Annotated in this window: 14 protein-coding genes; 6 read left to right on the forward strand and 8 right to left on the reverse strand. The window is 68.5% G+C overall.

Annotation, left to right across the window (positions count from 1 at the left end; all coding sequences use genetic code 11):
- Together ACFXKA_RS08500 and ACFXKA_RS08505 are read right to left on the reverse strand one after the other, a co-directional pair.
- Positions 1–780: an ABC transporter permease gene (locus tag ACFXKA_RS08500; RefSeq protein WP_354831747.1), complete on the reverse strand. Its 780-nt coding sequence runs from the start codon at positions 778–780 to the stop codon at positions 1–3.
- Entirely contained in the window at positions 777–2,054 is a 1,278-nt protein-coding gene (locus ACFXKA_RS08505) for a glycosyltransferase (protein ID WP_379426663.1), read from the reverse strand. The genes ACFXKA_RS08500 and ACFXKA_RS08505 overlap by 4 nt, the downstream gene beginning before the upstream one ends.
- 118 nt (positions 2,055–2,172) lie before the next feature.
- On the opposite strand from ACFXKA_RS08505, the gene ACFXKA_RS08510 reads away from it, so the two are divergent.
- A complete protein-coding gene (locus ACFXKA_RS08510) occupies positions 2,173–4,725 on the forward strand; it encodes a cytochrome P450 (RefSeq protein WP_379426664.1) in 2,553 nt (850 codons plus the stop codon).
- Positions 4,726–4,737: 12 nt separating this feature from the next.
- On the opposite strand, the gene ACFXKA_RS08515 is transcribed toward ACFXKA_RS08510, so the two are convergent.
- Positions 4,738–5,955, reverse strand: a complete 1,218-nt coding sequence (locus ACFXKA_RS08515; protein ID WP_354831756.1) for a cytochrome P450 — start codon at positions 5,953–5,955, stop codon at positions 4,738–4,740.
- Between the two features lie 233 nt (positions 5,956–6,188).
- Between ACFXKA_RS08515 and ACFXKA_RS08520 the strand changes: the two genes are divergently transcribed.
- Entirely contained in the window at positions 6,189–7,340 is a 1,152-nt protein-coding gene (locus ACFXKA_RS08520) for an RNA-guided endonuclease TnpB family protein (protein WP_379426665.1), read from the forward strand.
- 462 nt (positions 7,341–7,802) lie between these two features.
- On the opposite strand, the gene ACFXKA_RS08525 is transcribed toward ACFXKA_RS08520, so the two are convergent.
- From ACFXKA_RS08525 to ACFXKA_RS08535, 3 genes are all read right to left on the reverse strand, one after another.
- Positions 7,803–8,852, reverse strand: coding sequence for an alkylmercury lyase family protein (locus ACFXKA_RS08525; RefSeq protein ID WP_379426666.1), 1,050 nt, complete (start codon positions 8,850–8,852; stop codon positions 7,803–7,805).
- Positions 8,849–9,253 carry a MerR family transcriptional regulator gene (locus ACFXKA_RS08530; RefSeq protein WP_354831763.1) on the reverse strand — a complete coding sequence of 135 codons (405 nt, stop codon included), beginning with the start codon at positions 9,251–9,253 and terminating at the stop codon, positions 8,849–8,851. Before ACFXKA_RS08530 ends, ACFXKA_RS08525 begins: the two co-directional genes overlap by 4 nt.
- 99 nt (positions 9,254–9,352) lie before the next feature.
- On the reverse strand, positions 9,353–10,192 hold the full coding sequence (locus ACFXKA_RS08535; protein ID WP_354831766.1) for an alpha/beta hydrolase: 840 nt from the start codon (positions 10,190–10,192) through the stop codon (positions 9,353–9,355).
- A 109-nt stretch (positions 10,193–10,301) separates the two neighbouring features.
- On the opposite strand from ACFXKA_RS08535, the gene ACFXKA_RS08540 reads away from it, so the two are divergent.
- Complete coding sequence (locus ACFXKA_RS08540; protein WP_379426667.1) at positions 10,302–11,276, forward strand: helix-turn-helix transcriptional regulator; 975 nt, start codon at positions 10,302–10,304, stop codon at positions 11,274–11,276.
- Between the two features lie 56 nt (positions 11,277–11,332).
- Here the strand turns inward: ACFXKA_RS08540 and ACFXKA_RS08545 are convergent, their stop codons facing one another.
- The gene (locus ACFXKA_RS08545; RefSeq protein ID WP_379426668.1) at positions 11,333–11,926 is read right to left on the reverse strand and encodes a TetR/AcrR family transcriptional regulator; all 594 of its coding nucleotides are present in this window, start codon (positions 11,924–11,926) and stop codon (positions 11,333–11,335) included.
- A 131-nt stretch (positions 11,927–12,057) separates the two neighbouring features.
- Positions 12,058–14,241: a malate synthase G gene (locus ACFXKA_RS08550; protein ID WP_354831774.1), complete on the reverse strand. Its 2,184-nt coding sequence runs from the start codon at positions 14,239–14,241 to the stop codon at positions 12,058–12,060.
- Positions 14,242–14,424: 183 nt separating this feature from the next.
- On the opposite strand from ACFXKA_RS08550, the gene ACFXKA_RS08555 reads away from it, so the two are divergent.
- Genes ACFXKA_RS08555 through ACFXKA_RS08565 form a run of 3 tightly spaced genes read left to right on the forward strand, consistent with a single transcriptional unit; the run spans position 14,425 to position 17,101 of the window.
- Complete coding sequence (locus tag ACFXKA_RS08555; protein ID WP_379426669.1) at positions 14,425–15,171, forward strand: SDR family NAD(P)-dependent oxidoreductase; 747 nt, start codon at positions 14,425–14,427, stop codon at positions 15,169–15,171.
- The gene (locus tag ACFXKA_RS08560; protein WP_354831780.1) at positions 15,168–15,809 is read left to right on the forward strand and encodes a TetR/AcrR family transcriptional regulator; all 642 of its coding nucleotides are present in this window, start codon (positions 15,168–15,170) and stop codon (positions 15,807–15,809) included. Before ACFXKA_RS08555 ends, ACFXKA_RS08560 begins: the two co-directional genes overlap by 4 nt.
- 2 nt (positions 15,810–15,811) lie before the next feature.
- Positions 15,812–17,101: an acyl-CoA dehydrogenase family protein gene (locus ACFXKA_RS08565; protein WP_379426670.1), complete on the forward strand. Its 1,290-nt coding sequence runs from the start codon at positions 15,812–15,814 to the stop codon at positions 17,099–17,101.
- Positions 17,102–17,110: the final 9 nt, after the last annotated feature.

A 17,110-nucleotide genomic window follows, 5' to 3' on the forward strand; every position in this document is an offset into this window, starting at 1 on the left:
TCAGCGGTAGGACAAGCGCCGGAAGGACACGGCGGCGCAGGCGAATCCGACCGCCGCGATGGCCAGGCACCAGAGCACCGCCGCCGGCGCCCGATCGGCGGTGGTGCCGTCCAGCAGCGCGCGCACGGTGTCGACCACCGGGGTCGCGGGCTGTCGGTCGGCGATCCCGCGCAGCCAGCCCGGCATGGTGCGGGTCGGCACGAACGCGCTGCTGACATACGGGATGAACGTGATGGCGTAGGTGAGCCCGCCCGCCGCCTCCGGATTGCTCGCCGCCATGCCCAGCGCCACCGCGACGGCCGTGATCGCGACCACGAACAAGGTGATCAGCGCGGCCGCGCCCAGCCAGCCCAGCGGCCCCGAACCCGGCCGATAGCCCAGTGCCACCGCGACACCCACCGCGATGGCGATGGCCGCCATGGTGCGCACGAGGCCCTCGCTCAGATGCCCCGCCGACAGTGCCTGCCGGAACATGGGCAGCGTCCGGAAGCGGTCCATGCTGCCCCGCGTCATATCGGTGCACACGCTGGTCGCGGTGATCGACGCGCCGAAACCCGTGCACAGCAGCATGATTCCCGGCACCACATAGTTCAGGTACGAGCCGCCGACCTCTATCGCGCCGCCGAACACGTAGGTGAACAGCAGCATCATCAGAATCGGCATGGTCAGCGAGATGACCAGCGTGTCGGTGCTGCGCAGGGTCCGGCGGGCGCAGCGCCGGAACATGACCAGGGTGTCGGGGACGAAATGGCGTACCGCCGTGAGCATGGGCGCGGTCACCGGGCGGCGGCCTCGATGAGATCGGCTGTGCGCTCGGCCACCCCGGCGGTCCGCAGGGTCGCCGCGAAGCCCTCGACCCGCCGCCGGGTGCGCGCGTTCAGCAGCGGCGCCAGCGCTCCCGCCAGCCGGTCGGCGGTCATGGCGGTGAACGGAAGATGTGCGCCCACACCGAGTTTCTCCACCTGGCCGCCCCACATGGGCTGCTCGAACGACACCGAGCACACCACCGTGGGCAGCCCGGCCCGCAGGCTTTCGAACAGGGTGCCGATGCCGCCGTGGTGCACGGCGGCCGCGCAGCGCGGGAAGATCAGGTCGTAGGCGAAATTGCCGACCAGCTTGATCCGGTCGCCCGTCACGGTGTTCGCGACATCCAGGTCGCTCCACCCCGCGTGCACCAGGGCGCGCACCCCGAGCCGGGTGGACACCTGCTCCACCATGGCGAACACGGCCGCGGCGTCGCGAATCGGCATGCTGCCGAAGCCGAAGAACACCGGCGGCTCGCCCGCCTCGACCCAGGACAGAATGTCGTCGTGGCTGCCCGACAGCTCGCCGACCGCCGCGCGGGTGGCCTGATCCAGGGTCAGGAAGCCGGTGAAGGGGCGGCGGTGGTCCCACTGCTCCGGCAGGTTCGGCACCAGGGCAGGATCGTAGATCTGGATCTCGGGCACCCCCGCCCGCGCCAGCGCCGCGGCCGGGCTGGTGTACGACTTCGGCAGCCCCAGCGCGCCGCGCAGCTCGTTGAGGTAGCGCAGGAACACCACGCGGCGCAGGTTCTCGGCCAGCAGCCAGGTGGCCCGATTGACCGGGGCGGGCGGATTCCAGTGTGCGGGAAGCAGACCGGGGAACGGGTAGGCGCTGTTCATCCGCGCCGGATAGTAGTGCAGGCTGACCAGCGGCACGCCCATGGCCTCCGCGATCGAGGACGCCCGGTCCTCGGTGACGGTGCTGGCCACGATCAGGTCGGCCTTCGCGCACACGTCGATGACCTCACGGTTCATCCGCTCGCCGTACTCGGCCATCTGCTTGCCGACCAGTTGCATCAGCCGCAGCGTATTGCCCGCGGCCAGCGCCCGCTGGCCCGCGTCGGAGCTGTAGAGCCGCTGCACGTCCGGTCCGCAGGTCTGCGCGGACAGGCCTGCGGCGGTGACGAATTCGACCAGATTCGGCGGCGCGCCGATCAGCACTTCATGGCCGCGGCGCTGCAATTCGACGCCCAGGCCCACGATCGGGTGCACATCGCCCCGGGTTCCGGTCAGCGGTATCGCGATGCGCATGCGGCCTCTCTCGGCAGGGGACGGGATCCCTTGACACTGGGGTGCTCTGCGGGCCGGCGTCCAGACGTAGGAAATGTGGGCATTTCACTGAGGGGCGGCGCTGCGTAGGGTTGCGCTGATGCACATCGCCATGTTCGTGGACTACCATCCGGCCTCGCTCGGCGGGGTGCAGACCGCCGCGACCGGGCTGCGCCGCGGACTCGAACGCGCCGGGCATCGGGTCACCGTGTTCACCGTGCCCGATCCGGCGGCCGCGCCGGACCCGGATGTCGTTGCGCTGCAACCGCTGCCGGTTCCGGCCGTGAACGGATTCGCGGTCGTCGCACCGACCCGGCGCAATGCCGCGCTCATCGACGCCGAATTCGCCGCCCGCGGGCCCGTCGACCTCGTGCACACCCAGAGCACCTACGGCGTCGCCATCGCGGGCATGAAAGCGGCACGGCGGCACCGGATTCCGCTCGTGCACACCGCGCAGAGCCGCGACGACGCCTTCATCGAGCACACCTCGCCCGCGCCCTACGCCACCGCGCTGGCGCTGCGCGGGTTGCACGGCCGCTGGGTGCCGCACGAACATCACATGCCGCACCGGGCCGGGGAATCGGCCGCGGCCCGGCACGCCTGGTGGACGATCAGCGGGCAGGCCCAGGCCGCCGACCAGGTGATCGCGCCGACCCGGCACTTCGCCGACCTGCTGCTCGCGCACGGGCTCACCCGCCCGATCACCGTGGTGTCCAACGGTGTCGACGACGCACTGCTCGACGCGCGCACCGCCGTGGCACGCCCCACGCACGGGCCGCTGCGGCTGGTGTGGTGCGGGCGGCTGTCGGGGGAGAAGCGGCTGCTGGAAGCCATCGAGGCGGTGCGGCGCACCGACAACTGCGTGCTCGACATCTACGGCGAGGGCGACCTGCGCGGCGCGGCCGTCGGCCGCGTCGTGGAACGGCGGCTCGGGGAGCGAATCCGGTTGCACGGCAGGGTCAGCCAGGCCGCCTGCCTCGACGCCATGGCCGCGGCGGACGCACTGCTGTTCCCCTCCAATGGATTCGACACCCAGGGCATGGTGCTGCTCGAGGCCACCGCCGTCGGGCTCCCGGTCGTGTACTGCGATCCCGATCTCGCCGAATCGGTGCCCGCGGGCATCCGGTCGGCGGATCCGTCGGTCGAGGCGCTGAGCGAAACCCTCGCCAAGCTGGCAGCGGACCGCTCGGTGCTCGCCGACCTGCGCGCGCAGCTGGCGGGTCAGATCGACACCGTGCGCCAATCGCACCAGACCGCACGGGTATTGGAGGTCTACCGGGACGCCGGTGCCGGGTTGGCCGCCGCGCCACCGCCCGTCGTGCCACGGAGCCTGGCGGACATCCCTACGGCACCGGGCAGCGTGCCGGTGCTCGGGCACAGTCTGCGGGCGCTCACCGACGCACCCGGCTTCGTGACCTCGCTGCCCGCGCTCGGGCCGATCGTGCGCGTGCGTTTCGGCCGCCAGACCGGCTACGTGCTCACCACCCCGGACCTGCTGCGCGAGGTCAATCTCAGCGACGCCGAATTCGAGCGGGAGGATCTGCGCGAGGCCATCGACGATATCGCGGGCGGGGCGGTCAATGTGCTGCGCGGGTCCGAACACCGGTTGCGCCGCCGCATGATCTCGCCCGCGCTGCGGCAGAGCAGGCTGGCCGAATATGCCGAAGCCGCAGCCGATATCGCCAATGCCTGGGCCGCCGCACTGCCGGTCGGTCAACGCGTGAATCTCATGGACGAGGCGCACGGCCTGGTGCTCGACACCGTGTCGGCGACCCTGTTCACCGCCGACTTCGGCGACAGCGCGCGCCGCGAGATCCGCGACAATGTGCCGTGGCTGCTCAGCCAGGTCATCGTGCGCACCGCACTGCCGCCGCAGCTGCGCAGGCTGCGGGTCATCGCGAACTACCGGTGGCGCAGCAAGTCCCGGCACCTGCGCGCCGCCGTGGGGGCCGTGGTGAGCGAATACCGCAGGCGCGACGAGGATTTCAACGACGTGGTGTCGGCGCTCATCCGGCACACGGACAGCGAGACTGGAGCGCGGCTGTCCGACGATCACATTATCGACGAGGCCATCCTCATGCTCGCCGGCGGCGTCGGGTCCATGGCGTCGCTGACCGGGTGGCTGTGGCACGAGGTCAGCCTGCGACCGGCCATCGCCGAACGCCTGTACGCGGAACTGGACGCCGTGGTCGGCACCGGTGACGTGCGGCCCGAACACCTGGCCGCCATGCCGTACCTGAAACAGGTCGTCTCCGAGACCATTCGATTCTGGGGACCCTGGATCAGCGCCGCCAACGCCAGCGCCGACCTGACCATCGGAGACGTCACCATACCGGCGGGGGCCGCGATCATGTTCAGCCCCTACATGGTTCAGCACGACCCGCGCTGGTTCACCCACCCCGAATCCTTCGATCCGGAACGCTGGTCCGCCGAGAACGCCGCCGACACCGCCAAGAAGGCGATGATCTCCTTCGGCGTCGGCCGCCGCCGCTGCCTCGGCGACCACTTCGCCATGCTCGAAATCGCGCTGGCCTCCGCGGCACTGCTGTCCCGCTGGCGGATTACCCCGGTGCCGGGACACCGGGTGCGGGCCTCCAACCGGGATTTCGTGCTCTCGCCGTCGGCGCTGCCGGTCACCCTGCGAGCCCGCTGATCGCGGCGGCTGCTACAGCAGCACCGGCAGCTCGTGCAGACCGTGCATGAGGGTGCTCGGATGCCAGGCGAGCGCCTCCGCGGCCGGTGACAGGCGCAGGTCCGGGAACCGGGACAGCAATGCGGCGAAGGCGACCCGCGCTTCCAGGCGGGCCAGCGGGGCGCCGACACAGAAGTGGATACCGTGGCCGAAGGCCAGATGGCCGGTGGTGTCGCGGGCGGGATCCAGGGCGTCGGGGGCGGGATAGCGGTCGGCGTCGCGGTTGGCGGCGGCCAAGGCGACGAAGACGAATTCACCCTCGGGGATGTCCGTGCCCGCGATGGTGACCGGTTCGGCCGTGTGCCGGAGGGTGCTCATGTTCACCGGGCCGTCGAAGCGCAGGAATTCCTCCACCGCAGCGGGAATCGCCTCGGGTTCGGCGCGCAGGGCCCGCAGCTGCGCCGGATTGCGGAGCAGGGCGAGGGTGCCGTTGGCGATCAGATTGACCGTGGTGTCGTGCCCGGCGACCAGCAGCAGGAAGGCCATGCCGACCTGCTCGGACTCGGTGAGGGCATCGCCGTCGTCGGCGGGGACGGCCAGCGCGGACAGCAGATCGGCGGCGGGTTGCACTGCCTTCGCCCGCACCAGCTGGGTCAGGTAGACCGCCATGGCCTCGGAGGCGCGGGCCCGGTCCTCGTCCAGGCCCGCGACCGCGACCAGCGCCCGGGTCCACTCCTGGAAGTCCGCGCGATCGCCGAGCGGCACACCGAGCAGCTCGCAGATCACCGTGATCGGCAGCGGCTCGGCGAATTCGCGCAGCAGGTCCACCTCGGAGCGGCCCTCCAGGGCATCCAGCAGCGAGCCGGTGATCTCCTCGATGCGCGGGCCCAGCGCGGCCACCCGGCGCGGGGTGAAAGCCCGGGTCACCAGCTTCCGCAGCCGGGTATGGCCGGGCGGATCGGTATTGAGCATGTGGGATAGCAGCGCCAGCATATTCGGATCCGACTGCGGCACACCACGTTTGCGGCTGAGCAGTGCGTCGGAGACCGCGGCCGCCTTCTGCAGGCGCGGATCGGAGAGTGCGGCCCGCCCTGCGGCGTAATCGAGGATGACCCAGCGGATCACGCCGTCGGGGAACCGGACTCGCCGCACCGGCCCGTGCTCGCGCCAGCGCCGGTAGTGGGCGTGCGGATCGGCGAAGAACTCCGGGCCGATGGATTCGATCCGGTCCGGGGCTTCGGTGTCGGCCATACCGCGACCCTAACCGATGGAATGGCTTGCGGCGAATGGCAATTCGTCGCGATGTAAAAGACTCTGTACATCGAGTCGTGTTTTCTTGACGCCGGGTTCAGCCTTACGGGGAGAAGCGAACCTGGATCCGGGGTGTCGCGGCCGTGGTCTCGTACCTGATCCGGGAACGTAGCGCGCGGTACCCGTTCTTCAGGGCGGGGATAGCGCATCGCGTGGCACGCTAATGTACTACCATGTCAAGCGTGGGCGATCGAGTGGTGAAGCGGGCGTATAAGTTCCGCTTCTACCCCACGCCCGAGCAGGCCGAACAGCTCGTCCGTACCTTCGGTTGTGTCCGGTACGTGTACAACCGAGCATTGGCGGAGCGTTCCCGTGCTTGGAGCCAGGAGCAGCGTCGCGTCAACTACGCGGACACATCGCTGATGCTCACGCAATGGAAACGCGACCCCGAAACCGAGTGGCTTACAGAGCCTTCCAAGGGGCCGTTGCAGCAAGCCTTGAGGAACCTTCAGGGGGCTTTCGACAAGTTCTGGCGCAAACAAACCGGCTATCCCCAGTTCAAGAGGAAGGGCCGGTCGAAGGACTCGGCCACCTACTTCTCGAACTGCTTCACCTACCGCGACGGCCAGATCAGACTTGCGAAACAAGCGGAACCGCTGAGCATTCGCTGGTCTCGTCCACTGCCGGTAGGTGCTGTCCCGTCGCAGGTTACGGTGTCACGCGACAGCGCGGGCCGGTACCACATTTCGATCCTGGTCGAGGAGACGATCAGCGCGCACGCCCCGACCGATGCGACGGTCGGTGTCGATGCGGGTATCACGTCGCTGTACACGTTCTCCACCGGGGAGAAGGTGTCCAATCCCCGGCACGAGCGCAAGGACCGGGCGCGGTTGGCGAAGGCGCAGCAAGTGTTGTCGAGGAAACACAAGGGCTCCAGCAACCGGGCGAAGGCTCGGTTGAAGGTGGCTCGTATTCATGCCCGGATCGCCGATCGGCGGCGGGACCATCTGCACAAACTCTCGACTCGGTTGGTGCGCGAAAACCAAGTGATTGCCATAGAGGATTTGAGTGTGCGGAACATGGTTCGGAATCGTTCGCTGGCGCGGGCGATCTCGGACGCGTCGTGGTCACAGTTTCGGTCGATGCTGGAATACAAGGCCGACTGGTACGGGCGCACCGTGGTGGCGATCGACCGGTTCTATCCGTCGAGCAAGACATGCTCGACGTGTGGGCGGATCGCCGATCGCCTGCCGCTCGACATCCGGGAGTGGACGTGTCCGTGCGGCACTGTCCACGATCGGGATATCAACGCGGCGAAGAACATTCTTGCGGCCGGGCTGGCCGTCGAAGCCTGCGGAGATGGTGTGAGACCGCCCCGCAGCTGATGCGAGGAGGCAACCGTCGATGAAACAGGAAGCCCCTGTCGTGAGGCAGGGAATCCCGATCCTTCAGGGCCGGGAGGGAGTCAACTATCTGATCGTCGTGCTGGCTGGCGCGTGCGCGGCACACCGCGGTGGTGGACGTGGCCTATGTCGCGCCGCTGCTGTGGGCGGTCGGCGGGTCCATCGTGGTCTCGATCGTGGTCAGCTGACCGCGGAGACGCGTGAACCCCTCCGCCGAGTGCGGCGAGGGGGTTCACGAAATCGAATGGTCCGCTGTTACAGCGGCATCGGGCCGGACGAGCCCGACGAGACCCAGGACCAGCCCGCGTGGATGCGGGCCAGGATCAGGTTGACGATGTCGAGGACGGTTGAACCCGTCGGTGTTTCCTCAGTGCTCGGGGTGGTTGACGGTGCGGAGCGTAGTCGAGGGGGTTCGGGAGCGATATGGGTTGGCGCAAAGGTGAATTAGTGCTGCGGCGGAGTAGGACGCGACAGGGTGGCCGGGTGGTCGGAGGTCGCGGAGAGTTGAGCGCCGAAGATGTCTTCGCCGAGCCGGCGGGCCGCAGCTAGATCCAGGATGGTGCCGTCGAGGTGGGGGTGGGCGTCGGACCAGCGCTGGGCGGTGTCGCGGTCGGTGAAGAAGTTCAGGTCGTTGCAGCAGGAGTCGGCGGAGGGGCCCTCGCCGGCTCGGGCGCCGAGGAAGACGACCGTGGTTGCCGGTTGGGCGGTGAGTTCGCCGTCCCGGATGGTTATCTCGACGGGCTCCGAGGTTGACGGATCCGCCGAAATGACGACGGCATCGGTGCCGAGCATCGCGGGCACGCCGAGTGCGTCGACCGCGCACATTGCGTAAACCGTTGCGCCGTTGGTGATTCGAACGCGGTGCCGGGTCGGTGACGTCGAGAAGGGATACGCCGAGGCGATAGCGCCCGCGGCATCGAGGCGGATCACGTCCGCTGCGTGTAGGCGAGCCAGGACCGATTCGGCCAAGACGTCGAATCGCGCGGCGATGCGGGCCAGCTCCGTTGCACTCGGTGGTCGGCCCGTGGCGGCGAAACCGCGCAGAACAGCCTGGTGGATCTCCTTTTCGGCGGGGTCCGCCGGTTGCGCGGCGCGTCGCCACGTCGTGAGTCCGGGTGCGAGGGAGCCCTCGGTGTCCGAGGGTGCGCAGCAGTCGCCGGCAGCTCGGGAGTCGTCCGGCGCATCGATCGGCTCGAGTTGCAGGGCCGCGCGGAGAGCGCCGACCGTCGGGGCGCCGTCGATGCCGCCGGATTCGGAGCGGTACAGGCGGCACGCGACGCTCGGGACCTGGCCCGGCACAGCGAACGGGTCGACCCCGTCGACCAGCAGCGTGGGCGACCCGGCCATGCCCGCCGCGGCCGCATCGTCCGGGTCGTCGATGACGCGGTGAGAAATCTCGAGGACGATCGGATGGCCCGCCGTCGCCTGGCGGATGCGATCCTCCAGCACTGCCACATTCGGGCAGTGCGGAACCTGCAGAATCTCGAGCTTCACGACCGATCTCCCTTCTCGTGCAAGGTCTCCAGCAATGAGCAGCAGCGGTCCTCGCGCGGGCGCTCGCAGGTCGCCACCAGCTCGGCCAGCGATCGCCGCATGCGTTGCAGGTCGGCGATGCGCTCGGCGAGCAGGGCCATCCTCGACTCGGCCAGCTCCCGCGCCGTATCGCAGTCCTCGGGGCCGCCCGCGGCGAGCTGCAGGAGCACTTCGACCTCGTCCAGGCTGAACCCGTGATCCTGCGCCCGCTTGACGAATCGGATCGTCGCCACCGCGTCCGCGGGATACGCGCGATACCCGCCCGCCGAACGCGGCGGCTCCGCCAGCAGCCCCCGCCGCTCGTAATACCGCAGGGTCTGCACGTTCACGCCCGCGCGGGCGGCCACCTCACTGCTGCGCATACCGCCATTCTCAGCCCGGTACCCGGGTACAGAGTCAAGGATGAGCCGCGGCTGCCGGATCGGTACGGAGCGGGCGGCAGCCGGGCTGGACCGAATCCGCTACGCCGAGGCGGGAACCGGGGACTTCGCGAAGGCGAGGAGGTCGCGGGTGAGGCGTTCCGGGTGGGTCAGGTAGAGGCCGTGAGGGGCGTTTTCGTAGATGACGAGTTCGCTGTCCGGGACGAGGGCGGCCTGGCGGCGGCCGCCGAAATCGAGTGAGATCGAGGCGTCGGAGTCGCCGTGGATGATCAATGTCGGGACGGTGATGGTGCGCATCTCGGCGCGGAAGTCCGTTTCGACCACCGCGCGGTTGCATTCGAGGGTCGCCCACATCGATGTTCCCGCAATGGATTGCAGGACGCGGTCGCGGGTGATCGCGGAGACCTCGCAGCCGGGCAGGCCGACACCGATGTAGGGGTCGGCATTGTCGGTGAGCCAGCGGTCCTGATGGTGGTGCCAGGAATCGCGGAGGGCGTCGGCGGCCGCGCGCGGGGCGCCGTCCGGGTTGTCGTCGGTGGCCAGCAGGAACGGCAGCGCGGCCGCCACCAGCGCGATGCGATCCACCCGGGCGCTGCCGTGGCGGGTCAGATAGCGGACGATCTCGCCGCCGCCCATGGAATGGCCGACCAGCAGGAGATCACGCAGGTCCAGGTGGTCGATCAGGTCGGCGACATCATCGGCGAGGGTGTCGTAGTCGTAGCCGTGGCCCGGATCATCGGAGCGGCCATGGCCGCGGCGGTCCAGAGCGATGGTGCGGTAGCCGCGCCCGGCCAGATCGGCCATCACACCGCGCGGTTCGGTGCTGTCCATCCCGGCCGCCGCCAGGAACAGCACCGGGCGGCCGGTGCCCCAATCGCGGTAGAACAGCGAGGTGCCGGTGCGGGTTTCGACGAAAGGCATTGCGATGTCTCCTCATTCGATGGTCGGACGGGGTCCGTTCGGAACGAGGAGGACAGTATGTCGGGTTCACTGACATCTAGTGTCAGTGGATTCGGGCAGAATTTTCGATATGCGCGCCAGCCGTCTCATGTCGATCCTGTTGCTGTTGCAGACACGCGACCGGGTCACCGCCCAGGAGATCGCCGGCCAGCTGGAAGTCTCGATCCGCACCGTCTACCGCGACATGGAATCCCTCTCCGCCGCCGGCATCCCCGTCTACGGCGATCCGGGCCACGACGGCGGCTACCGTCTCCTCGACGGCTTCCGCGCGAAACTCGAGCTGCTGACCACCGACGAGGCCGGATCCCTGTTCTTCGCCGGACTCCCCAGCGCCGCAGCCGATCTCGGACTCGGTGCGATCGTCACCGCCGCCAACCTCAAGGTCATGTCCGCCCTGCCCCCGGAACTCCGCGACCGGGCGGGCCGTGTCGCCGAGCGCTTCCACCTCGACGCCCCCGGCTGGTACAGCGAAGCCGAGCCGACGCCCCACCTCACCACCGTCGCCGACGCCGTCTGGAACGAACGCGCCCTGCGCTTCACCTACATTCGCTGGGCCACACCACATCTGGTCACCCGCACCACCGAACCCCTCGGCCTGGTCCTCAAATCCGGCAACTGGTACCTCGTCGGCCATACCGCCACCGACCTGCGCACCTACCGCATCTCCCGGATCATGGAACTCGAGGTCCTCCCCGGCCCCGTATCCCGCCCACCCGACTTCGACCTCGCCGCCTACTGGGCCACCTACCTGGATTCCTTCGACCAACGCCGCCACCACCATTCGGCCCTGATCCGCCTCACCGCCGAAACCTTCGACCGGCTACCGGAACTCCTGGACCCCGCCACCGCGCAGGCCGCGCGCGACTCGGCCACCGACCCCACCCCCACCGGCCACCGCGACATCCGCCTCCCCATCGAATCCACCGACCGCGTCGTCCCCGACCTGCTCCGCCTCGGCGCCGGCGCGGAAGTCCTCGCCCCCGAATCGCTTCGCGAACGGATCGCCACCGAGACCGCGGCGATGGCCCGCCTCTACCGCCATTGATGCCGCCCGCACACGAGCTCTCGGTGCCGATCCGGTTACCTCGCGCGGTGTTTGTTTCATCGTCGGGCAGGACTGTCCTGGTAGCGCGGCCAGTTCGACAACGTCTGGTGCAGTGCTTCGACAATGTGCGGCCAGGAGTCGCCGGGGGAGCGTGAGTGAGCGAAGCCGCCGGCCGACTCGAGCGTGGCGAATCCGTGAAAAGTGCTGCGCAGCAGGCGAGCCGCGTCCAGCCCCTCGGATTCCCCCAATCCGTACCCGCGCAGCAGCGCCGCCGTCAGCTCGACGCTGCGCAGCAGCGCCGGCTCATCGGCCACCTCGGCCGGATCCATCCGAATCTGCGTGGCCGCATAGCGTTCCGGATACTCGAGCACGTAGGCCCGATACGCGTCGGCGAACGCCACCAACGCCTCCCTCCCGGAACGGCCGAGAACAGCCGCCCCGATCCGCTCGTTCAGCTCCGCACTGGCCAGCAGCGCCACCCGCACGCGCAAATCCTGCAGCCCCCGTACATGCACATACAAACTCGGATCCTTCACCCCCACCCGCTTGGCCAGCGCCGAGAGCGTGAGCTTCTCGAACCCGATCTCATCGACCAGTTCGGCCGCCGCCCCGACCACCCGCTCCGTCGTCAACCCAACCCGCGGAGACATCCGCCCTCCTTCCTACGCCCACTAAGCCAAAACCTAGCATCCATAGGAACAATCGAATCAGCCGTCTGAAACGAATCCCCGGTCGACAACTGTCGACCGGGGATTCGTTTCAGGGGTGGAGTAGATGTGTCCTAGACGGACTTGTTGAAGGCCTTGGCCTCGCGGCGGCGGCGGTGCAGGATGGGCTCGGTGTAGCCGTTGGGCTGCTTGGTGCCCTCGAGGACCAGTTCCTTCGCGGCCTGGAAGGCGATGGAGGCGTTGAAGTCCGGGGCCATGGGGAAGTACGACGAGTCGCCGGCGTTCTGGCGGTCGACGACGGGGGCCATGCGCTCGAGGGAGGCGATGACATCCGCCTCGGTCACGATGCCGTGGCGCAGCCAGTTGGCCATCAGCTGGCTGGAGATGCGCAGGGTGGCGCGGTCCTCCATGAGGCCGATGTCCTTGATGTCGGGCACCTTCGAGCAGCCGACGCCCTGGTCGATCCAGCGCACCACGTAGCCGAGGATGCCCTGCGAGTTGTTGTCCAGCTCCTGCTGGATCTCCTCGGCGGACCAGTCGGTGTTCGGGGCGAGCGGGATCTCGAGGATCTCGTCGACGGTGGCGCGCGGGCCGCCCTTGGCGATCTCGGCCTGCCGCTTGAACACGTCCACCAGGTGGTAGTGGGTGGCGTGCAGGGTGGCGGCGGTGGGCGAGGGCACCCAGGCGGTGTTGGCGCCGGACTTCGGGTGGCCGATCTTCTGGACCAGCATCTCGGCCATCAGATCGGGCATGGCCCACATGCCCTTACCGATCTGCGCCTTGCCGGGCAGGCCGGTGGCCAGGCCGGTGTCGACGTTCCAGTCCTCGTAGGACTTGATCCACTGCTGGGCCTTCATCTCGGCCTTGCGGACCATCGGCCCGGCCTCCATGGAGGTGTGGATCTCGTCGCCGGTGCGGTCCAGGAAGCCGGTGTTGATGAAGACCACGCGGTCCTTGGCGGCGAAGATGGACGCCTTCAGGTTCACCGTGGTGCGGCGCTCCTCGTCCATGATGCCGACCTTGAGGGTGTTGACCGGCAGGCCCACGACCTCTTCGATGCGGCCGAACAGCTCGTTGGTGAAGGCCACCTCGTCCGGGCCGTGCATCTTCGGCTTCACGATGTAGATCGAGCCGGTGCGGGTGTTCTTCAGCTGGGTCTCGCCATTGAGGGCGTGCTTGGCGATCAGGACGGTGATCAGGCCGTCCATGATGCCCTCGGGCACCTCGTTGCCGGCCGCGTCGATGATCGCGTCGGAGGTCATCAGGTGACCCACGTTGCGCACGAACAGCAGCGAACGGCCGTGCAGCACCAGCTCACTGCCGTCGAGGGCGGTGTACACGCGGTCCGGGTTCATGGTGCGGGTGAAGGTCTTGCCGACCTTCGACACCTGCTCGGCCAGATCGCCCTTCATCAGGCCCAGCCAGTTGTGGTAGCAGAGGACCTTGTCCTCGGCGTCCACGGCCGCGACCGAGTCCTCGAAGTCCATGATCGTGGTGACCGCGGACTCGAGCACCACGTCCTTGACGCCCGCGGTGTCGGTGGAGCCGATCGGGGAGGCCGGGTCGATCTGGATCTCGATGTGCAGGCCGTTGTGCTTCAGCAGCACCGAGGTCGGGTTGGCCGGCTCGCCCAGGTAACCCACCAGCGCGTCGTTGTCGGCGAGGCCGATCTCGGTGCCGTCCTCGAGGCCGACCACGAGCTCGCCGTCCTCGATCGAGTACTTGGTGGAGCCGACGTGCGAGCCGGTGATCAGCGGCACGGCGTCGTCGAGGAAGTTGCGGGCCCACTCGATGACCTTGTCACCGCGGACCTTGTTGTAGCCCGAACCCTTCTCCGCGCCATTGGCCTCGGAGATGGCGTCGGTGCCGTACAGGGCGTCGTACAGCGAGCCCCAGCGCGCGTTCGCGGCATTGATGGCGAAGCGGGCGTTCATCACTGGCACGACCAGCTGCGGTCCCGCCTGGGTGGCGATTTCGGCGTCCACGTTCTCGGTGCCGATCTGGAAGTCGGCCGGTTCGGGACGGAGATAGCCGATCTCGGTGAGGAACTGCTTGTAGGCAGCCTTGTCGTAGCCTGCGCCCGGGTTCGCGCGGTGCCACTCGTCGATCTTGGCTTGGATGTCGTCGCGTTCCGCCAGCAGTGCGCGGTTACGGGGAGCGAGGTCATTGATGACGGCCTCGGCACCCGACCAGAACGCGGCGGAATCAACACCGGTGCCGGGAAGGGCCTCGTTCTCCACGAAATCGTGGAGCACCTTGGCAACCTGCAGCCCGCCGACCTGAATCCGCTCTGTCATCTACTGCCTCATTTCGAGAAGCCGGGTGGAAAAAGTACGGGCGTCATATTACTCGCGGTTACCGGGCGGTATTTCACGGCCTCGGGGTTGGGGCCTCGGACGATGGGGGTTGATTGTATCGATCGGTATATTTAATGTACTGGTTGGAACATTTTCCGGCCGCTCGGAGCGGAGGTGCGATTCATGGGAAAACCCTTGTCCGGCAAGGTCTCTGTGGTAACCGGCGGCAGTCGCGGGCTCGGGCGCGAGATGGTGCTGGCGCTCGCGGCGGCCGGATCCGATGTCGTCATCGCCAGCCGCAAGCTCGGGGCATGTGAGGAACTAGCCTCCGAGGTGCGTGCGCAGACCGGGCAACGGGCGCTGGCGGTGGCCTGCAATGTCGGCGACTGGGAGCAGTGCGAAACGCTCGCCGAGGCCGCCTACGGCGAGTTCGGGACGGTCGACGTCCTGGTCAACAATGCCGGGATGTCCCTGCTCTATCCCAGCTTGGACCAGGTTTCCGAGGCCATGTTCGACAAGGTGATCGCCACCAATCTGAAGGGGCCCTTCCGGCTCTCGGCGCTCATCGGCGCGCGCATGGCCGCGGCGGGCGGCGGATCGATCGTGAATATATCTTCGATCGAGGCCGCGCATCCCGAACCGCTGGCGGTGCCCTACGCCGCCGCGAAGGCCGGCCTCGAGGCCCTGACCGTGGGGCTGGCGCACACCTACGGGCCGTCGGTGCGGGTGAACACGATCCGCTGCGGCCCCTTCGACACCGATATCGCCAAGGCGTGGCCGCCGCAGATGCGCGCCGAACTGGCCCGGCACACCGCCCTCGGCCGGATCGGGGCGCCCGCCGACATCGCGGGGGCGGTGCTGTTCCTCGCCTCCGACGCCTCCGCCTACTGCACCGGCGCGACCCTGGCCCTGGACGGCGGATTCCGATGACCGCCGCCGTCCCGGCCCGCCGCCGCGGCCGCCCGCCCGCGTCGGCGAGCGGACCGGGGGAGACCCGGGAGCGGATCGTGCGCGCGGCGCTGGAACTGTTCGCGGAGCAGGGTTTCCACGGCACCGGCGTCGCCGAGATCGGGGAACGGGCCGATGTGCAGCGCGGGGCGCTGTACTACCACATCGGATCCAAGGAGGAACTGCTGTGGCAGATCCTCGCCGACTACACCCGGCTCATGCTGGCCGAGGCCGAGCAGATCGCGGACGGCCCCGACTATCCGATCACCAAGCTGCGCAAGCTGATCCACAGCCACGTCCGGCTGATCATCGACAATCGCCGGGCCGTGGCCATCCAGCTGCGCGATGTCACCGCGCTGACCGGCGAACGGGCGCGGGAGCTGCAGGAGCTGCGCGACCGCCTGCAAGCGCTGTGGCAGCGGGTCATCGACGCCGGCCGGGCCGCGGGCGTGCTGCGCACCGACGACCACGTGGTCACCAATGGCGTACTGGGCATGCTCAATTCGGTGACCTTCTGGTACCGGCCCGATGGGCAGCACACCCCCGACGAGATCGCCGACATTCTCTGCACCACCGTCCTGGACGGACTCATCCAACCGCGCAAGAGCACGAAAGGCTGATCATGGCTTGGGATTTCGAGACGGACCCGGAGTACCAGAAGAAACTGGACTGGGTCGCGGAGTTCGTCAGGACCGAGGTGGAACCTCTGGACCTGCTCTACCCCAACCCCTACGACCGTCGGAACCCGGAGATCCGGGCGCTCATGAAACCGTTGCAGGAGAAGGTGAAACAGCAGCAGCTGTGGGCATGCCACCTCGGACCCGAGCTGGGCGGCCCGGGCTACGGGCAGCTGAAGCTGGCCCTGCTCAACGAGATGCTGGGCACATCCCAGTGGGCCCCGCTCGTCTTCGGCTGTCAGGCACCGGATTCCGGCAATGCCGAGATCCTGGCCCACTTCGGCACGCCCGAGCAGCAGGCGAAATATCTGCAGCCCCTGCTCGATGGCGAGATCGGCTCGTGCTACGTCATGACGGAGCCCACCGGCGGTTCGGACCCGACCGCCTTCCGGACCCGCGCGGTGCGCGAGGGCCAGGAGTGGGTCATCAACGGCGAGAAGTGGTTCAACTCCGCCGCCGAGTTCGCCGCCTTCCACATCGTCATGGCGGTGACCGATCCGGACGCGCCGCCGCATCAGCGGCTGTCGATGTTCATCGTGCCCGCCGACGCCCCCGGTCTCGAGATCGTGCGGAACTTCACCGTCCCTGGTTTCAGCGAGCACGAGGCCCACCTGCGGTTCACCGACGTGCGCATTCCGGCGGACGCGCTGCTGGGTGCGGAGGGCCTCGGCTTCGTCGTGGCCCAGACCCGCCTGGGCGGCGGCCGCGTCCACCACGCCATGCGCACGGTCGCGCTGGTGCGCAAGGCCTTCGACATGATGTGCGAACGGGCGGTGTCGCGGCCGATGGGCACCGGCGTGCTCGGCGGTAAGCAGCTGACCCAGGAGAAGATCGCCGAATCCTGGATCGAGATGGAGCAGTTCCGGCTGCTGGTGCTGCGCACCGCGTGGCGCATCGACAAGGAACAGGACTACCGCAAGGTCCGCCACGACATCGCGGCGATCAAGGTGGCCATGCCCAAGGTCATGCACGACATCGCCCAGCGCGCCATGCATCTGCACGGGGCCATCGGCGTCAGCACCGATCTCCCGTTCCTCGACATGATGAACTACGCCCAGGTGATGGCCATCGCCGACGGACCGACGGAGGTCCACAAGATCACCCTGGCGAAGGAGGTCCTGAAGGCCTACGCGCCCGCGGATCCGGTCTACCCCAGCGGTTTCCGGCCCGCCCTGCGCGAACAGGCTCGTCAGCTGGTGGCCGACCGGCTCGAGCACGCCGTCGGAAACCTCTAGCCCGCCTGA

Origin of the sequence: Nocardia sp. NPDC059228 (assembly GCF_042754245.1) — a bacterium.
Lineage (GTDB): Bacteria > Actinomycetota > Actinomycetes > Mycobacteriales > Mycobacteriaceae > Nocardia.